Annotated in this window: 14 protein-coding genes; 4 read left to right on the forward strand and 10 right to left on the reverse strand. The window is 67.8% G+C overall.

Translation table 11 applies throughout. The annotated features are described in order from the left end of the window. The first annotated feature begins 176 nt into the window (after positions 1-176). Positions 177-1,700, forward strand: a complete 1,524-nt coding sequence (locus tag QZV84_RS04385) for an MDR family MFS transporter (protein ID WP_292825844.1) — start codon at positions 177-179, stop codon at positions 1,698-1,700. Positions 1,701-1,732: 32 nt separating this feature from the next. Here the strand turns inward: QZV84_RS04385 and QZV84_RS04390 are convergent, their stop codons facing one another. From QZV84_RS04390 to QZV84_RS04425, 8 genes are all read right to left on the reverse strand, one after another. Continuing rightward, on the reverse strand, positions 1,733-2,245 hold the full coding sequence (locus tag QZV84_RS04390; protein WP_292825847.1) for a hypothetical protein: 513 nt from the start codon (positions 2,243-2,245) through the stop codon (positions 1,733-1,735). Between the two features lie 72 nt (positions 2,246-2,317). Next, positions 2,318-2,443 (reverse strand): hypothetical protein, encoded by a 126-nt coding sequence (locus QZV84_RS04395; RefSeq protein WP_292825850.1) that lies wholly within the window; start codon positions 2,441-2,443, stop codon positions 2,318-2,320. A gap of 87 nt (positions 2,444-2,530) precedes the next feature. Continuing rightward, the gene (ppsA, locus tag QZV84_RS04400; RefSeq protein WP_292825853.1) at positions 2,531-4,933 is read right to left on the reverse strand and encodes a phosphoenolpyruvate synthase; all 2,403 of its coding nucleotides are present in this window, start codon (positions 4,931-4,933) and stop codon (positions 2,531-2,533) included. Continuing rightward, positions 4,930-5,787 carry a pyruvate, water dikinase regulatory protein gene (locus tag QZV84_RS04405; RefSeq protein WP_292825856.1) on the reverse strand — a complete coding sequence of 286 codons (858 nt, stop codon included), beginning with the start codon at positions 5,785-5,787 and terminating at the stop codon, positions 4,930-4,932. Before QZV84_RS04405 ends, ppsA begins: the two co-directional genes overlap by 4 nt. 146 nt (positions 5,788-5,933) lie before the next feature. Next, positions 5,934-7,364 carry an MBL fold metallo-hydrolase gene (locus QZV84_RS04410; protein ID WP_292825859.1) on the reverse strand — a complete coding sequence of 477 codons (1,431 nt, stop codon included), beginning with the start codon at positions 7,362-7,364 and terminating at the stop codon, positions 5,934-5,936. 187 nt (positions 7,365-7,551) lie between these two features. After that, a complete protein-coding gene (locus QZV84_RS04415; RefSeq protein WP_292825862.1) occupies positions 7,552-8,115 on the reverse strand; it encodes an alpha/beta hydrolase in 564 nt (187 codons plus the stop codon). 59 nt (positions 8,116-8,174) lie between these two features. Next, positions 8,175-9,248, reverse strand: a complete 1,074-nt coding sequence (ychF, locus tag QZV84_RS04420; protein WP_292825865.1) for a redox-regulated ATPase YchF — start codon at positions 9,246-9,248, stop codon at positions 8,175-8,177. Between the two features lie 45 nt (positions 9,249-9,293). Further along, the gene (locus QZV84_RS04425) at positions 9,294-10,043 is read right to left on the reverse strand and encodes a class I SAM-dependent methyltransferase (protein ID WP_292825868.1); all 750 of its coding nucleotides are present in this window, start codon (positions 10,041-10,043) and stop codon (positions 9,294-9,296) included. 72 nt (positions 10,044-10,115) lie between these two features. Here QZV84_RS04425 and QZV84_RS04430 point away from each other — a divergent pair, with 72 nt between their 5' ends. Continuing rightward, on the forward strand, positions 10,116-10,739 hold the full coding sequence (locus QZV84_RS04430) for a 3'-5' exonuclease (RefSeq protein WP_292825871.1): 624 nt from the start codon (positions 10,116-10,118) through the stop codon (positions 10,737-10,739). A 108-nt stretch (positions 10,740-10,847) separates the two neighbouring features. Continuing rightward, positions 10,848-12,191, forward strand: coding sequence for a DNA recombination protein RmuC (locus QZV84_RS04435; protein ID WP_292825874.1), 1,344 nt, complete (start codon positions 10,848-10,850; stop codon positions 12,189-12,191). 7 nt (positions 12,192-12,198) lie between these two features. Here QZV84_RS04435 and QZV84_RS04440 read toward each other — a convergent pair whose 3' ends face one another. Together QZV84_RS04440 and glpX are read right to left on the reverse strand one after the other, a co-directional pair. Next, positions 12,199-12,408 carry a UDP-N-acetylmuramyl pentapeptide phosphotransferase gene (locus QZV84_RS04440; protein WP_292825877.1) on the reverse strand — a complete coding sequence of 70 codons (210 nt, stop codon included), beginning with the start codon at positions 12,406-12,408 and terminating at the stop codon, positions 12,199-12,201. A 147-nt stretch (positions 12,409-12,555) separates the two neighbouring features. Next, positions 12,556-13,545, reverse strand: a complete 990-nt coding sequence (glpX, locus tag QZV84_RS04445; protein WP_292825880.1) for a class II fructose-bisphosphatase — start codon at positions 13,543-13,545, stop codon at positions 12,556-12,558. Between the two features lie 182 nt (positions 13,546-13,727). On the opposite strand from glpX, the gene fbaA reads away from it, so the two are divergent. Then, on the forward strand, positions 13,728-14,756 hold the full coding sequence (gene fbaA / locus QZV84_RS04450) for a class II fructose-bisphosphate aldolase (RefSeq protein WP_292825883.1): 1,029 nt from the start codon (positions 13,728-13,730) through the stop codon (positions 14,754-14,756). The last annotated feature ends 43 nt before the right edge of the window (positions 14,757-14,799 follow it).

A 14,799-nucleotide genomic window follows, 5' to 3' on the forward strand; every position in this document is an offset into this window, starting at 1 on the left:
GACGGCGGCGCGGGGGTAGAGGGTGGGATGCCGTCGAGTCTGGGCCATACCCGCATGTTTTCACGCCGGGCGGGAATGCGGTCTCCGACGGGGCCGTTACGCTGAGGACTTGTTCTTCTTCGTGTGACCCGCCTACGGGATGGCTCTGGTGCACGCCGACCCCCGAGGAGATGCCTTTGGCCACCACAGACACCGCCCCCGGAACCGACAGCATCCGCGTCCCCGCGTCGCCGGGCGCGGGGTTGAGCCGCGCCGACAGCCGCGTCATCTGGCTGCTGCTGGGCGCCGCCTTCGTCACGATCCTCAACGAGACCACGATGGGCGTGGCGATCCCGCACCTCATCGACGACCTCGGCATCACCGCGGTGGCGGCGCAGTGGCTGACCACGGCGTTCATGCTGACGATGGCGGTCGTCATCCCGATCTCGGGGTTCCTGCTTCAGCGATTCACAACCCGTCAGGTCTTCATCGCGGCAATGGGCCTGTTCTCCCTGGGCACGCTGATCGCCTTCCTCTCACCCGGCTTCCCGATGCTCCTGGTGGCCCGCGTCGTCCAGGCCTCCGGCACGGCCATCATGATGCCACTGCTGATGACCACGCTCATGACGCTCGTCCCCGCGCATTCGCGGGGCCGCATCATGGGGCGCGTGAGCATCGTGATGTCGCTTGCTCCCGCGATCGGACCGACCATGTCGGGTCTGCTGCTGGACTCGGTGGGCTGGCGCTGGATCTTCGGGATCGTCCTGCCGATCGCGCTGGTCGCGTGGGGAGTCGGCATCCGCTGGATCCACAATCTCAGTGAGCCCACCAACGCTCCGATCGACGTGCCGTCGATCATCCTGTCGGCGCTCGGATTCGGCGGGATCGTGTTCGGCCTCAGTCAGCTGGGCGGGGGCGCGGCCGACGGCGACAGCGCCGCCGACGCCGCTGCGGCCGATTCACTGTCGACCGTGACGCTGTCGGTGTCGTTCGGGATCGGGACGATCGCGCTCGGTCTGTTCATCTGGCGGCAGCTGGTCCTGCAGAAGAGCGACCGCGCGCTGCTCGATCTGCGCGTGTTCCGGTCGCTGAACTTCTCGCTCGCGATCGCTCAGATGGGCCTGCTGTCCCTGGCGTTCTTCGGCGCGATCACGGTGGTGCCGCTCTACATGCAGAGCGTGCTGCAGGTCTCCGCGCTCACCACCGCCCTGGTCGTGCTGCCCGGCGCGCTCGCCATGGGCCTGGCGGGACCGATCATCGGCCGGATCTACGACCGCTGGGGCACCCGTGTGCTGCTGATCCCCGGCTCGGTCATCGCCAGCGCGATCCTGTGGTTCTACACCACCGTCGACGAGTCCACCTCGATCTGGGTGATCGCGCTCGCGCAGACGATCCTCTCGATCGGTCTCGCCCTCTCGTTCACCCCGCTGTTCACGGCATCCCTCGGCTCGCTGCAGCCGCGCTTCTACTCCTACGGCTCCGCCGTCCTCGGCACGGTCCAGCAGGTCGCCGGCGCGGCGGGGATCGCGCTCATGATCACGATCATGGCCTCGGTCACCGCCGGCGCAGTCGAATCCGGCGCCTCCGAGGCAGCTGCGGGCGCCCAGGGAGTGCGGGCTGCCTTCATGATCGCCGCGATCGTGTCGCTGCCGCTGCTCGTCGGGGCATTCCTGATTCGCAAGCCCGCGGATCAGGAGTTCGACGCGCCCATCGCGCACTGACGCCGCGCGGTGGGTCACCGCGCCTCGCGCCCTCAGTGGTGGATGAACGCCTTCATCATGATCAGAATGCCGCCGAAGGCAGCAGTCACCAGCGCACTCGCGAGCCGGGGCCAGAAGTGGCGCGTCCACTTCGCCACCGCGAGCCATCCCAGCACTCCCAGGGCGAGCGCATCGATGGACAGCGCACACCAGATCGCGAAGTCGTCATCGACCACCCTCGTCACGCCCAGCAGCAGTATCGCGACCGGCGCGAGCGAGACCAGCAGCATCCCGAGCGAGTGATGCACTGCACCCCCGATGCTCTCGGGCAGGCCCGCCTTGCCGTCCGTCGCCGCGAGACGCGAGAGGGTGCCGGCATAGACGTGCGCCGCGAAGAACACCAGAACGGTCACGACGACGGTGATCAGTGCGCTCAGCGAGGTGCCGGTGAGGTCGTAGCTGACCACGATCATGCCGGACACGAGGATGAGTCCGTAGATCGCCTCTTCGGACATGAGGATGCGGGTGACCTTGGGTGTGGTACCCAGCAGCTGCTCGTCGCTCATCGCGAACCTCCCCGTAAAGGTGGCAGAACGACGAGGTGATCTCAGCGGAGATGCTCTCGCACGAAGGAGCAGTCAGTTGCCGGTGCCGCAGGCCGAGCCGCCGCAGCAGGACGCGCCGGATTCGACGACCGGCAGCAGGTTCTCGTCGTCGCCGACGGGAAGAAGGGTCACGGGGGCGGGCAGCTGTGAAGTGGTCATGTCATCCATCGTAGTCACGCGCCCGGGCGCGGTGGCGTCACGCGCGCAGCGTCCCGCCGGTCTGGCAGGTCGGACAGTACTGCCGCGTCAGTGGGCAGGCGAGAGCTGCGCGGGCTCACGGTGCCTCTTCGCGAGCCGCAGCCACGTCTCCACGACCGTGTCGGGGTTGAGCGACATCGACCCGATCCCCTGATCGACGAGCCATTCGGCCAGATCAGGGTGATCGCTCGGACCCTGCCCGCAGATCCCCACGTACTTGCCGGCGCGCAGGCAGGCCTCGATCGACAGCGAAAGCATCTTCAGCACCGCCGGGTCGCGCTCATCGAAGGTCGCGGCCACCAGCGATGAGTCTCGGTCCAAGCCCAGAGTGAGCTGGGTCATGTCGTTCGAGCCGATCGAGAACCCGTCGAAGTATTCGAGGAATTCGTCGGCGAGGACGGCGTTGGAGGGCAGTTCGCACATCATGATGACCCGAAGCCCGTTCTCGCCGCGCCGCAGGCCGTTCTCTCCGAGCAGGTCGATGACCGCGTGCGCCTCGCCGACGGTCCGCACGAACGGCACCATGATCTCGACGTTCGTGAGTCCCATCTCGTCGCGGACGAACTTCAGCGCCTCGCACTCCATGTCGAAGCATGCGCGGAAGTCCTCGGAGATGTACCGGGCCGCGCCGCGGTACCCGAGCATCGGGTTCTCCTCGCGCGGCTCGTAGATCTCGCCGCCGAGGAGGTTCGCATATTCGTTGGACTTGAAGTCCGACAGCCGCACGATCACCGGCTCCGGCGCGAACGCCGCGGCGATCATCGAGACCCCCTCGGCGACGCGCTGGACGAAGTAGTCGCGCGGCGACGGGTATGCCGCAATGCGCTCGGCGATCTCGCCCTTCAACTCGGGTGCGAGCGTGTCGAAATCGAGCAGGGCCCGGGGATGGATGCCGATCTGCCGGTTGATGACGAACTCGAGGCGCGCGAGCCCGACGCCCTCGTTGGGGAGCTTCGAGAACGCGAACGCCTGATCCGGAGTGCCGACGTTGAGCATGATCTTCGTCGGACTCTCGGGCATCTCGTCGAGCCGCGTGATGACCTCCTCGAATTTCAGGATGCCGTCATACACGAACCCGTTGTCGCCCTCGGCGCATGAGACGGTGACGTCCTGCCCGTCACGCAGCAGGATCGTCGCATCCCCCGTGCCGACGACCGCGGGGATTCCCAGCTCGCGGGCGATGATCGCCGCGTGGCAGGTGCGCCCCCCGCGGTTGGTGACGATCGCGGACGCCTGCTTCATGATCGGCTCCCAGTCGGGATCGGTCATGTCGGCGACCAGCACGTCCCCCGCCTGGAACTGATTCATCTGCTCCAGGTTCGTCATGACACGCACCGGGCCGGCGCCGATCTTCTGACCGATCGCCCGGCCGACCGTGGCGACGGTGCCGTGCTCTTCGAGCACGAAGCGGCGAGTGACGTTGCCGTCCACCCGCGACACGACGGTCTCGGGACGCGCCTGCAGGATGTACAGCTTTCCGTCGATGCCGTCCTTGCCCCACTCGATGTCCATCGGCCGGCCGTAGTGCGCTTCGATCGTGAGCGCCTGGCGACCCAGCTCCTCGATCTCGGCATCCGTGATGCTGAACTGCGCGCGGTCCTCGTACGGAACGTCGGTGAACACGGTGCTGCCCCCGACGTGGGTGCCGTCGGCGTAGACCATCTTCACGGCCTTCTCACCCACAGAGCGCTTCAGTATCGCCGGGTGGCCGTCGCGCAGCGCAGGCTTGTACGCGTAGAACTCGTCGGGGTTGACCGCACCCTGCACGACCGCTTCGCCCAGACCGTAGGAGCTGGTGATGAATACGGCTTGGTCGAAGCCGGACTCGGTATCGACGGTGAACAGCACGCCGGAGGACCCGAGGTCGGAGCGCACCATCCGCTGGACACCGGCCGAGAGGGCGATGTCGTGGTGCTCGAAGCCGTTGTGCACGCGGTAGGCGATCGCGCGATCGTTGTACAGCGACGCGAAGACGCTGCGGACTGCAGCCAGCACATTGTCGATGCCGCTGATGTTCAGGAAGGTCTCCTGCTGCCCCGCGAACGAAGCGTCGGGCAGGTCTTCCGCCGTCGCGCTGGAGCGCACCGCCCACGAGACCGACTCCGGCATCGGGTCGTTGTCGACGAGGGTGGCGTACGCGGTGCGGATGTCCGCCTCGACCTGCGCGGGAAGGGGCTGCTGCTCGATCCATTCGCGCACGTTCGCACCGACGCGCGAAAGGTCGGCGACATCGCTGACATCCAGCTCCTCGACCACGGACTTGATCCGGTCGTACAGCCCGTCGGCGGCCAGAAACTCTCGGTATGCGTCGGCGGTGGTGGCGAAGCCGCCCGGAACACTCACTCCCAGATGCGACAGATTCGACACCATCTCGCCGAGGGAGGCGTTCTTGCCGCCGACCTGGGCCACGTCGGCCATACCCATCTCCGTGAACCAGAGGATGTTCGTCATGTGAGTCTCCTGATGTGTGAGGCGTCGGACGCCGAAGGGGTGACCGGGGTTGAGCTGCGCAGCTTCATGGACTGCATGATCACGGCCGACATCTCCTCGACGGACTTCGTCGAGGAGTTGAGGAACGGCACGCGGTTGCGGCGGTAGAGGTCTTCGGCGCGGCGCAACTCGAGGGTGCACTGCGCGAGACTCGAGTACGTGGAACCGGGTCGCCGCTCGTGCCGCACCTGACTGAGCCGCAGCGGCGTCGTGGTGAGGCCGAAGCAGCGGCTCGAGTACTTCGCCACCGCCGAGGGCAGCCCGTCGGACGGGAAGTCGTCATCCGTCAGCGGGTAGTTCGCCACCAGCAGCCCATACTGCAGCGCGAGGTACATCGTCGTGGGCGTCTTGCCGCACCGCGACGGCGCGATGATGATGACATCCGCGATGTCGAGCGCGCGCATGCTCTGACCGTCGTCGTGCTCGATGGCGTACTCGACGGCGCGCATCCGCGCGAAGTAGCGTTCGATGTCACCGACGCCGTGGTATTGCCCCAGCTGCTCGGAGGCCGTGCTGCCCAGAGCGGCCTCCAGTTCGCGCAGGTGGCCGCCGAGCAGATCGATCACAACCGCTCCCGACGCAGCGAGCTCTGCGACGATGTCGGCCGACTTGACTGTCGCGAACACGATCGGGTCGCCGCCGGAGCGGAAGGAGTCCTGGATCTCACGCACGACGTTGCGTGCTCCTTCGGCCGTGTCGATGAACGGGATCGTGTGACGGTGAAACGTCACGCCGGGAAAGTTCGCCAGCAGAGCGCTGCCCAAAGTCTCGGCCGTGATGCCCGTGCTGTCCGAGACGAAGTACGCCGCCCGCACCGGCTGACCGGCAGCGGGGGGCGCGATGAGCGGAGTGTCGATGGCGGTGCTCCTCGTAAGGTCGGACGTCGTGTTCTCAGGCTACGGAAACAAGTCCTATTCTCCGCTCCGGATGGCGTGGAAGAACTTGTGAACTTGCAGATGCGTCAGGAGATCACCTGCCCGGTGGTCATTCGCACCGGCAGGTGCACCCGTTGAAGCTGTTCCGGCACATGGACGTCCCAATGCAGCTCCCGCTTGATGCGGGCCCGGAGAGCGTCGGCAGCGACGGGTTCGCCGTGCGTGACATAGACCGACTGCGGCGGCTCGGACACGGCGCTCATCCACGCCATCACCTCGTCGGCGTCAGCATGGGCCGACAGGCTGTCGAGCGAGACCACCTCCGCGCGGATCGGCACGTCCCTGCCGAAGATCCGCAGGCTCGACGCGCCACTGAGCAGCGCTGATCCGCGCGTGCCGACCGCCTGGTAGCCGGTCAGCACGATCGCGTTGCGCGGATCCGACCCGTATGCCGCGATGTGGTGCAGAATCCTGCCGCCGGTCAGCATCCCGCTCGCGGAGATGATGATCATCGGCCCGCCGCGGAGGTTGAGCAGCTTGGATTCGTCGACCGAGTGGACCGGCGTGGCGATGCTGTACATGAGGTCGATCTCGGCGGCCGTGAGCCGGTGCTCCTCGGGATGCCGGTGGTAGATGTCGGCGACTTCGATCGCCATCGGGCTGTTCAGGAAGATCGGCACCTCGGGCAGCCGTCCCGCTTGCCGCAGCTTGGCCAGCTGAAGCAGCACCGACTCGGTGCGCCCGACCGCGAATGCGGGGATCAGCACGACGCCCCCCTTGCGGGTGACACGAGTGATCACCTCCTCCAGCGCCGAACCCGGGTCCACCGGCGAGTGCGCACGATCGCCATAGGTGGACTCCACGACGAGCACATCCGACCTCTCCAGGGGAGCCGGGGCACGCATCACCGGATCTGCGCTGCGACCCAGGTCGCCGGTGAAGTGGATCGACGTTCCGGCCACCGTCGCGTGCACCCCGGACGCACCCAGGATGTGCCCGGCGTGCGTGAACGAGACCTGCACCCCTGGCGCGACGGCGACGGTCGTGTCGAAATCGACCGGATGGAAACGGGTGAGTGCCCGCTCGGCATCCTCCGCCGTGTACAGCGGAAGCGGGTTCGCGTGGGAGGACCACCGATGGGATGCCGCATGCCGGGCCTCCTCCTCGAGCAGGTATCCGCTGTCGGGCAACATGACCCCCGCCAGCTGCGTGGTCGCGGGGGTGGCATAGATGCGGCCGCGGAAGCCGTCGCGGACGAGGGCGGGGAGGTAGCCGGTGTGATCGAGGTGCGCGTGGGTGATCACGACGGCATCGATCGACTCGGGCGGCACCGGGAACGGTGCGCGGTTGCGCTCTCGCAGCACCTTGAGCCCCTGAAACAGGCCGCAGTCGACCAGCACACGCTGCGATCCGGATTCGATGAGGTACCGCGATCCCGTCACGGTGTCTGCCGCGCCGAGGAACCTCAGATCGGCTGACCCCCGTCCGGTCGGGCCCCCTTCTGCCGTCGAGACCATGATGCACGTCCTCCCCAGCCGCACCGATCGGCGACTGTGCCTGATCGAGGTTCGCATGCCCCGCCGAGGGTGCACAGGGCCAGAAGTCCCACGGCGCGCTCACCCGCTCGAACGAAACGAGCACGTGCGAGTCGGAGATGAGGAGGGGGCGAGTCGACATCGACCCGACGCCGCGTCATCCGTCTGATCAGTCCCAGTCGAGATACTCCTCGATGATGAAGGCGGTCTCGATCGGGTGCGTGAGCGGGAACAGATGGCCGGCGCCGTCGATGTTGTTCACACTTGTGCGCTCAGGAGCGGTGGAGTGCAGCCGCGCTCCGTGGGCCGGAGGCGTGACGTCGTCATCCGCGCCCTGGATGATCAGCACCGGCATCAGCGGGGGGAGCGGAAGCCCTCCGTCCTCGACCCCGAGAAGCAGCAGGCCGTTCGTCCGGTCGGGGTGGGACGCCGCGAAGGTGCGCGCAACGGATCCACCTGCTCCGTGTCCGCCGATCCAGGTGTGCTCGAGGCCGATGTGGCGCAGAACGTCGACGGCGCCTTCGACGCGCTCGTCCACGCCCGCGGACTCGGCGGCGGAGCCGATGCGCACGACGTGGAATCCGGCTTCCTCGACGAGATAGTGAGAGATGACGGCGAGACCGTCGGCCTCAAGGCCTCCCTCGGAGAACATCACCAGTGAGACGGGGCCCTCGCCCTCGACTGCGAACGGGATGGCGCGGCCGGTCGGCTCGAAGATCGTGGTGTCGGTCATCGAAGGGTCCTCTCGGAGGGGGAAGCGCGGCGCGACGGGTCCAGCGGCCGGCTCGCACGTCAGACGTTGAAGCGGAACTCCACGACGTCGCCGTCGTGCATGACGTAATCCTTGCCCTCGAGTCGCGCCTTGCCGCGGTGACGGGCCTCGAGGACCGAGCCGGCGTCGATCAGGTCGTGGAACGAGATGACCTCGGCCTTGATGAAGCCCTTCTCGAAGTCCGTGTGGATCACGCCGGCGGCCTGCGGTGCCTTCCAGCCCTTGCCGATCGTCCAGGCGCGCGCCTCTTTCGGCCCCGCCGTGAGGTAGGTCTGCAGTCCGAGCGTGTCGAAGCCGATGCGGGCGAGCTGGTCGAGCCCCGACTCGTCCTGACCCGTCGAAGCGAGCAGCTCGGCGGCATCCTCGGGGTCCAGATCGATGAGCTCGGACTCGATCTTCGCATCAAGGAACACCGCGTGAGCGGGCGCGACCAGTGCTTCGAGGGCGTGCTTGGCGGCGGCATCCGTCAGAATCGCCTCGTCGACGTTGAACACGTAGATGTATGGCTTGGCCGTGAGCAGACCCAGCTCCTTGATCGGAGCGAGGTCGAGACCCGATTGGGAGAGAAGGATGCCGCGCTCCAGTGCGTCCTTCGCGGCGATCGCGGCCTCGAGCACGGCGGCATCGGTCTTCTTGGCCTTGACATCCTTCTCGATGCGCGGGATCGCCTTCTCGAGCGTCTGCAGGTCGGCCAGCTGCAGCTCGGCGTTGATCGTCTCGAGATCGTTCTTGGGGTTCACGCCTCCCTCGACGTGCACGACGTCGTCGTCGGTGAACCCGCGCACGACCTGCGCGATCGCATCCGCCTCGCGGATGTTCGCGAGGAACTGGTTGCCGAGCCCCTCCCCCTCGCTCGCCCCGCGGACGATGCCGGCGATGTCGACGAACGAGACGGTCGCAGGCAGGATGCGCTCCGAGTGGAAGACCTCGGCGAGCTTGGCCAGCCGAGGGTCGGGCAGACTCACGACGCCGACGTTCGGCTCGATCGTCGCGAACGGATAGTTCGCCGCAAGCACGTCGTTCTTGGTCAGCGCGTTGAAGAGGGTGGACTTGCCGACGTTGGGCAGGCCGACGATGCCGATAGTGAGAGCCACGGGAGTCCAGTCTACCCGGGCCTGCCCACGCGCCCAGGCGTCAGGTCAGGGCCGCAGCGCTCGATACGCGCGCGTCACGTAGGGCAGCTCGACGACCTTGTCGCCGATCGCGCCGATGTCGTCGAACAGCTCCACGAGCCCTGACTCGATACTGACGCGCTCGCTCGGCGCGGCGGTGATGATGGCGCTGCGCGAGCGCGCCATCGCCAGCAGCGTCTCCCGGTTCATCGGGCGTGACCACCGCCACTGGGCGCTCTCGAGCTCGCCGAACGGCGCGGCGAGCGCCGGGTCGCCCTCTGCGAGCATCTTCTCGGCATGGCTGCCGTGCAGGATCTCGGCCAGCCGCGCGACCCACGGCACGTCGTCGTCGCGGACGTTCCAGACGAGTCCGAGCACTCCCCTGGAGCGCAGCACGCGCGCGACCTCCGCGGATGCCGCGACCGGATCGACCCAATGCCACGCCTGCCCGAGCACCACCGCGTCCACGCTCGCATCGGGCAATGGCAGGTGCTCGGCCGAGCCCACGAACGTCGGCACCCCGTGCACGTTCTCGCGCAGCGTCTCGAGCATCTTCGGGTCGGGATCGACCGCCACCACCTCGGCGCCGAGCTCCTGCACCACCCGGGTGAGCTTGCCGGTTCCGGCGCCGACATCGGCCACCCTCAGGCTGCGCTCGCCGCCGACGACCGGCTGCAGCATCCAGTCCACCGCCTGGATCGGATAGTCGGGACGACCGGACTCATACGTTTCGGCTTCGGAGCCGAAGGACATCGACATCTCTTCTTTGCTGGCCATGTCAGAACACTAGGCCTACCTCCTGCGGCGCGCCTCCGCCGCGGATGAACCGCATCCGGTGACGCTGGAGGCGTGCCCCTGGACTTCACCGCGATCGACTTCGAGACGGCCAATTCCAGTAACGCATCGGCTTGCGCGGTCGGACTCGCGCGTGTGCGTGACGGCAGGGTGGTCGCCACCGCCGGGTGGCTCATCCAGCCCCCGCCCGGACATGACCGGTTCTTCGAGCTGAACACGCGCATCCACGGCCTGCGGGCCGAGGACGTCGAAGGCGCCAAGACCTGGAGCGAACAGCTCGACGACCTCGCCGGTTTCGCCGGGGCTGACGTGCTGGTGGCGCACAACGCCGGCTTCGACATGATGGTGCTCCGTCGCGCGTGCGAAGCCACGGGCGACCCCTACCCGCCGTATCAGTACGTCTGCAGTCTGCAGGTGGCACGCAAGCTCTACGATCTGGAGTCCTACCGCCTGCCCTCGGTGGCCGCGGCGGCCGGATTCATCGACTTCCCCCACCACGACCCGACGGCGGACGCGCTCGCGTGCGCGCACATCATGATCCACGCCGCCGAGCTCGTCGGGGCCAAGGACATCGCCGCACTCGCGGATGCGGCATCCGTCCGGGTGTCCCGCGTACACATCCCCCAGCCCGCTGCGAACGCCGGAACGCTGCTCCCCCTGGTCGGCGCCGTCGGCTGAGCGTTCACGACCGCGGATCAGACCCCAGGCGCCTGCGCGATGGTCGACGGTGTGGCGGTGAAACGGCACCAGGGGGGAGATGTCGGGTGTCCAGAGCATAGTGAACACATGGATGCATTCACCGTCTCCCTCGTCGTGATCGGCTGCGTCGCCGCGGGAATCCTCGCCGGCTGGTTCGCCGGGGGCGCTCGCGCGACCACCCGCGCGAGCCTGTCTACCGCAGAGCTGCGCGCCCGGCTGGCCGCGAGCGATGCGACGCGCCAGGGTGTGCAGGACCAGCTCGACCACCAGCAGCTGCTGTACCGCGAGCTCGCGGCGCAGGCGCGCAGCGACCAGGCGTCACGCGAAGAACGCGAGCGCCGCGAGCAGGCCGTGCTGCGCGCCCTCGCCCCGGTGCACGAGACGCTGCAGTCGATGCAGACGAAGGTCGACGACCTCGAGCGCGACCGGCACGCCCAGTTCGGCACGCTCGCCGAGCAGCTGCGCCAGGCGCAGCAGTCGGACGAAGCGCTGCGCGCAACCACCGAGTCGCTGGCCGGCGCTCTGCGCTCAGGCAGCACACGGGGGGTGTGGGGCGAGACGCAGCTGCGCCGCGTCGTCGAGGCCGCCGGCCTGACCCGCTACATCGACTTCGACACGCAGACCTCGATCACCTCGGATGCCGGCGCCGGCCGCCCCGACATGGTCATCCGCCTTCCCGGCGACAAGGCGATCGCCGTCGACGCGAAAGTTCCCTTGGATGCCTACCTCCAGGCCAGCGCCATCCCGCTGACGGCGCTGGGCGCCGAGGGCGCACGGCGCAAGTCCCTGCTCGACAAGCACGTGAAAGCGCTGCGCGCGCACATCGATGCGCTCGCCCGCAAGATGTACTGGGCTGGCCTTGCCTCCAGTCCCGAGTTCGTCGTCTGCTTCGTGCCCAGCGAATCGCTCCTGGCCGCCGCGCTCGAGGAGGATCCTTCCCTGCTCGACTATGCGTTCGGCAAGAAGGTCGCTCTCGCGTCGCCTGTCAACCTCTGGGCGGTGCTCAAGACCGTCGCCTACACGTGGACGCAGCAGGACGTGTCGCAGCAGGCGCGCGCGCTGTTCGAGCTCGGCAACGAGCTCTACGAACGGCTCGGCAAGCTGGCAGGTCACGCCGACGACCTTCGGCGCGCGATCGAGCGCACCGTCGACAGCTACAACCGTTTCGCAGGGTCGCTGGAGTCCCGGGTGCTGGTGACAGCGCGGAAGTTCCCCGGAATCGATCAGACCAAGCTCGACGCGCTGGCCGCGCCGACGATCGTCGAGAGGGCGCCGCGTCGGCTCACCGCACCTGAGATGCTGGACGGCGCGCCCGGCGGGCGGGACGAACCGCTGAATCTGCCGGATTCCGCGAACACGGCATCCGACGACGTCCTGCTCGGCGCCGACCTCGGCGATGTGCGCGAGCGCATCTTGCCGCTGACCGACTGATTTCGAATCAAGCCCCGCCGGGGACGAAGCTGAGCAGGGCGATCACGGCGACCGAGACGGCGACGAACGCACCGATCATCCACCATGCCGAGACCTGGTGATCGTCGGCGCGTCGAACGCGGAAGAGCACATCGGGGCGGCGTGCGGGATCGGTTGCGTCGGCGACGACGGCGATCGCGCCGGTCTGCGGCTTGGTGCCGCCTCCTTGTGCTGGCATGGTCAACCCCCTCGGGTCTGAGAACATTCGTGCGTCCTCGTTGACACCGGTTCGATTGTGCCAGACGTCGGCGGCCGACCGCATTGCGACTCAGTCACAACTGCAACTCACACCACGTGCGCCTCGGAGTGTCGGTCCGTTCGCGAACTAGAGCCACTTCGAGGTGAGGTGCTCCGACACGATACGGCGGAGCGTTCCCGAGCGTCCGCGCAGAACGACGCTCTCGCTGTAGATGAAGTCGCCCTCGTGCCGCACGCCGGCGACGAGCTGGCCGTCGGTCACGCCGGTGGCCACGAAGATCGTGTTCTGGCCGGTGACGAGCTCGTCGGCCTCATAGACGTAGCCGTCGGTGCGCAGACCGTGATCGGCGCCCTTCTGCTTCTCTTCGTCGTGCCGTGGCCAGAGGATCCCCTGGATGTGGCCGCCGAGCGCTTTGATGGCGCACGCCGTAACGATGCCTTCGGGACTGCCTCCGACGCCCACGCACATGTCGGTGCGGGCGTTGTGCCGTGCCGCGTTGATGCCGCCCGCGACGTCGCCGTCGGACATGAGCCGGGTGCCGGCACCGGCCGCGCGGATATCGGCGATGAGCTTCTCGTGCCGCGGACGGTTCAGCACCGAGACCACCATCTCCTCGATCGGCTTGCCGAGCGCCTTGGAGAGCAGACGGATGTTCTCGCCGATCGGCAGGCGGATGTCGACGACGCCGACTCCCGCAGGTCCGGTAACGAGCTTGTCCATGTAGAAGACGGTGGACGCGTCGAGCATGCTGCCGCGGTCGGAGACCGCGATCACCGAGAGGGCGTTCTGGCGCCCCGCGGCTGTCAGCGAGGTGCCGTCGATCGGGTCGACGGCGACGTCGCACTGCGGTCCGCGGCCGTTGCCGACCTTCTCGCCGTTGAACAGCATGGGCGCTTCGTCCTTCTCGCCCTCGCCGATCACGATCGTGCCGTCGAAGTTCACCGTCGTGAAGAACGCGCGCATCGCGTCGACGGCGGCGGCGTCGGCCGCCAGTTTGTCACCTCGTCCGATGAAGGGCACCGCGCGGATTGCGGCGGCCTCTGTGGCGCGCACCAGTTCCAGCGCGAGGTTTCGGTCGGGATGCAGCGGACTCATGTCGGCGGAAAGGCTCACCATGAGGTCAGCCTAGCCACCACCTCCGCGTCGGTTCGCGGATTCGCAGGCACGCGTGCCGAAGGAATCGTGATTCTTATGGCTGCGGCACGTGGAACCCCTGCCGCGGGCCTGACGGCATCCCGAAGGCGAGGCGCCCTTCGCTAGAGTGACCGTGGAACCCTGCACACGACCAAGGAGCTGTCATGCCCGTCGCCACCCCCGAGCAGTATGCCGAGATGCTGGACCGCGCGAAAGCAGGCGGATTCGCCTATCCGGCGTTCAACGTGTCCAGCTCCCAGACCGTCAACGCGGTCCTTCAGGGCCTGACCGAGGCCGGATCCGACGGCATCATCCAGGTCACGACGGGTGGCGCGGACTATTTCGCCGGACACACCGTCAAGGCGCGTGCGACCGGTGCGCTCGCCTTCGCGAAGTTCGTGCACGAGGTCGCCAAGAGCTACCCGATCACGGTCGCCCTGCACACCGACCATTGCCCCAAGCCCGCCCTCGAGGACTTCGTGCTGCCGTTGATCGCGGCCTCCGAAGAGGTCGTCGCCGACGGCGGCCAGCCGATCTTCCAGTCGCACATGTGGGACGGCTCGGCCGTTCCCCTCGGCGAGAACATCGAGATCGCTCAGGAGCTGCTCCCCCGGCTCAAGGCGATCAACGCGATCCTCGAGGTCGAGATCGGTGTCGTGGGGGGCGAGGAGGACGGCGTGCGGCACGAAGGCTCGAACGACGCGCTCTACACGACCGTCGCCGACGTCACGGCAGCCGTCGAAGGCCTCGGCCTCGGCGAGCAGGGCCGCTGGATCGCCGCCCTGACGTTCGGCAACGTGCACGGAGTCTACGCACCTGGCAACGTCAAGCTGCGCCCCGACCTGCTCGGCGAGATCCAGGAGGGCATCGCCGCGAAGTTCGGCACCGGCCCGAAGCCGCTCGACCTGGTCTTCCACGGCGGCAGCGGCTCGACCGACGCCGAGATCGCCACGGCGGTCAGGAACGGCGTCATCAAGATGAACATCGACACCGACACTCAGTACGCGTTCACGCGCGCGGTCGCGGGCTTCATGTTCAGCAACTACGACGGTGTGCTCAAGGTCGACGGCTCGGTGGGCAACAAGAAGGCCTACGACCCGCGCGCCTGGGGCAAGGTCGCCGAGTCGGCCATGGCCGCGCGCGTCGTGCAGTCGACCCAGCAGCTCGGCTCGGCGGGCAAGTCGCAGTCCTGACCCGCTCGCGCTCGAGCGGATGCTTCGGCGCAGACGGCAACGA

Origin of the sequence: Microbacterium sp. (assembly GCF_011620715.1) — a bacterium.
Taxonomy (GTDB): Bacteria; Actinomycetota; Actinomycetes; order Actinomycetales; family Microbacteriaceae; genus Microbacterium.

What these genes read in the sequence shown, in the direction of transcription:
- QZV84_RS04410 (WP_292825859.1), bottom strand. Translation starts at nt 7,364, where the DNA reads ATGGTCTCGACGGCAGAAGGGGGCCCGACCGGACGGGGGTCAGCCGAT.
- QZV84_RS04425 (WP_292825868.1), bottom strand. Translation starts at nt 10,043, where the DNA reads ATGGCCAGCAAAGAAGAGATGTCGATGTCCTTCGGCTCCGAAGCCGAA.
- QZV84_RS04395 (WP_292825850.1), bottom strand. Translation starts at nt 2,443, where the DNA reads ATGACCACTTCACAGCTGCCCGCCCCCGTGACCCTTCTTCCCGTCGGC.
- glpX (WP_292825880.1), bottom strand. Translation starts at nt 13,545, where the DNA reads ATGGTGAGCCTTTCCGCCGACATGAGTCCGCTGCATCCCGACCGAAAC.
- QZV84_RS04415 (WP_292825862.1), bottom strand. Translation starts at nt 8,115, where the DNA reads ATGACCGACACCACGATCTTCGAGCCGACCGGCCGCGCCATCCCGTTC.
- QZV84_RS04440 (WP_292825877.1), bottom strand. Translation starts at nt 12,408, where the DNA reads ATGCCAGCACAAGGAGGCGGCACCAAGCCGCAGACCGGCGCGATCGCC.
- QZV84_RS04390 (WP_292825847.1), bottom strand. Translation starts at nt 2,245, where the DNA reads ATGAGCGACGAGCAGCTGCTGGGTACCACACCCAAGGTCACCCGCATC.
- QZV84_RS04435 (WP_292825874.1), top strand. Translation starts at nt 10,848, where the DNA reads ATGGATGCATTCACCGTCTCCCTCGTCGTGATCGGCTGCGTCGCCGCG.
- ppsA (WP_292825853.1), bottom strand. Translation starts at nt 4,933, where the DNA reads ATGACGAACATCCTCTGGTTCACGGAGATGGGTATGGCCGACGTGGCC.
- fbaA (WP_292825883.1), top strand. Translation starts at nt 13,728, where the DNA reads ATGCCCGTCGCCACCCCCGAGCAGTATGCCGAGATGCTGGACCGCGCG.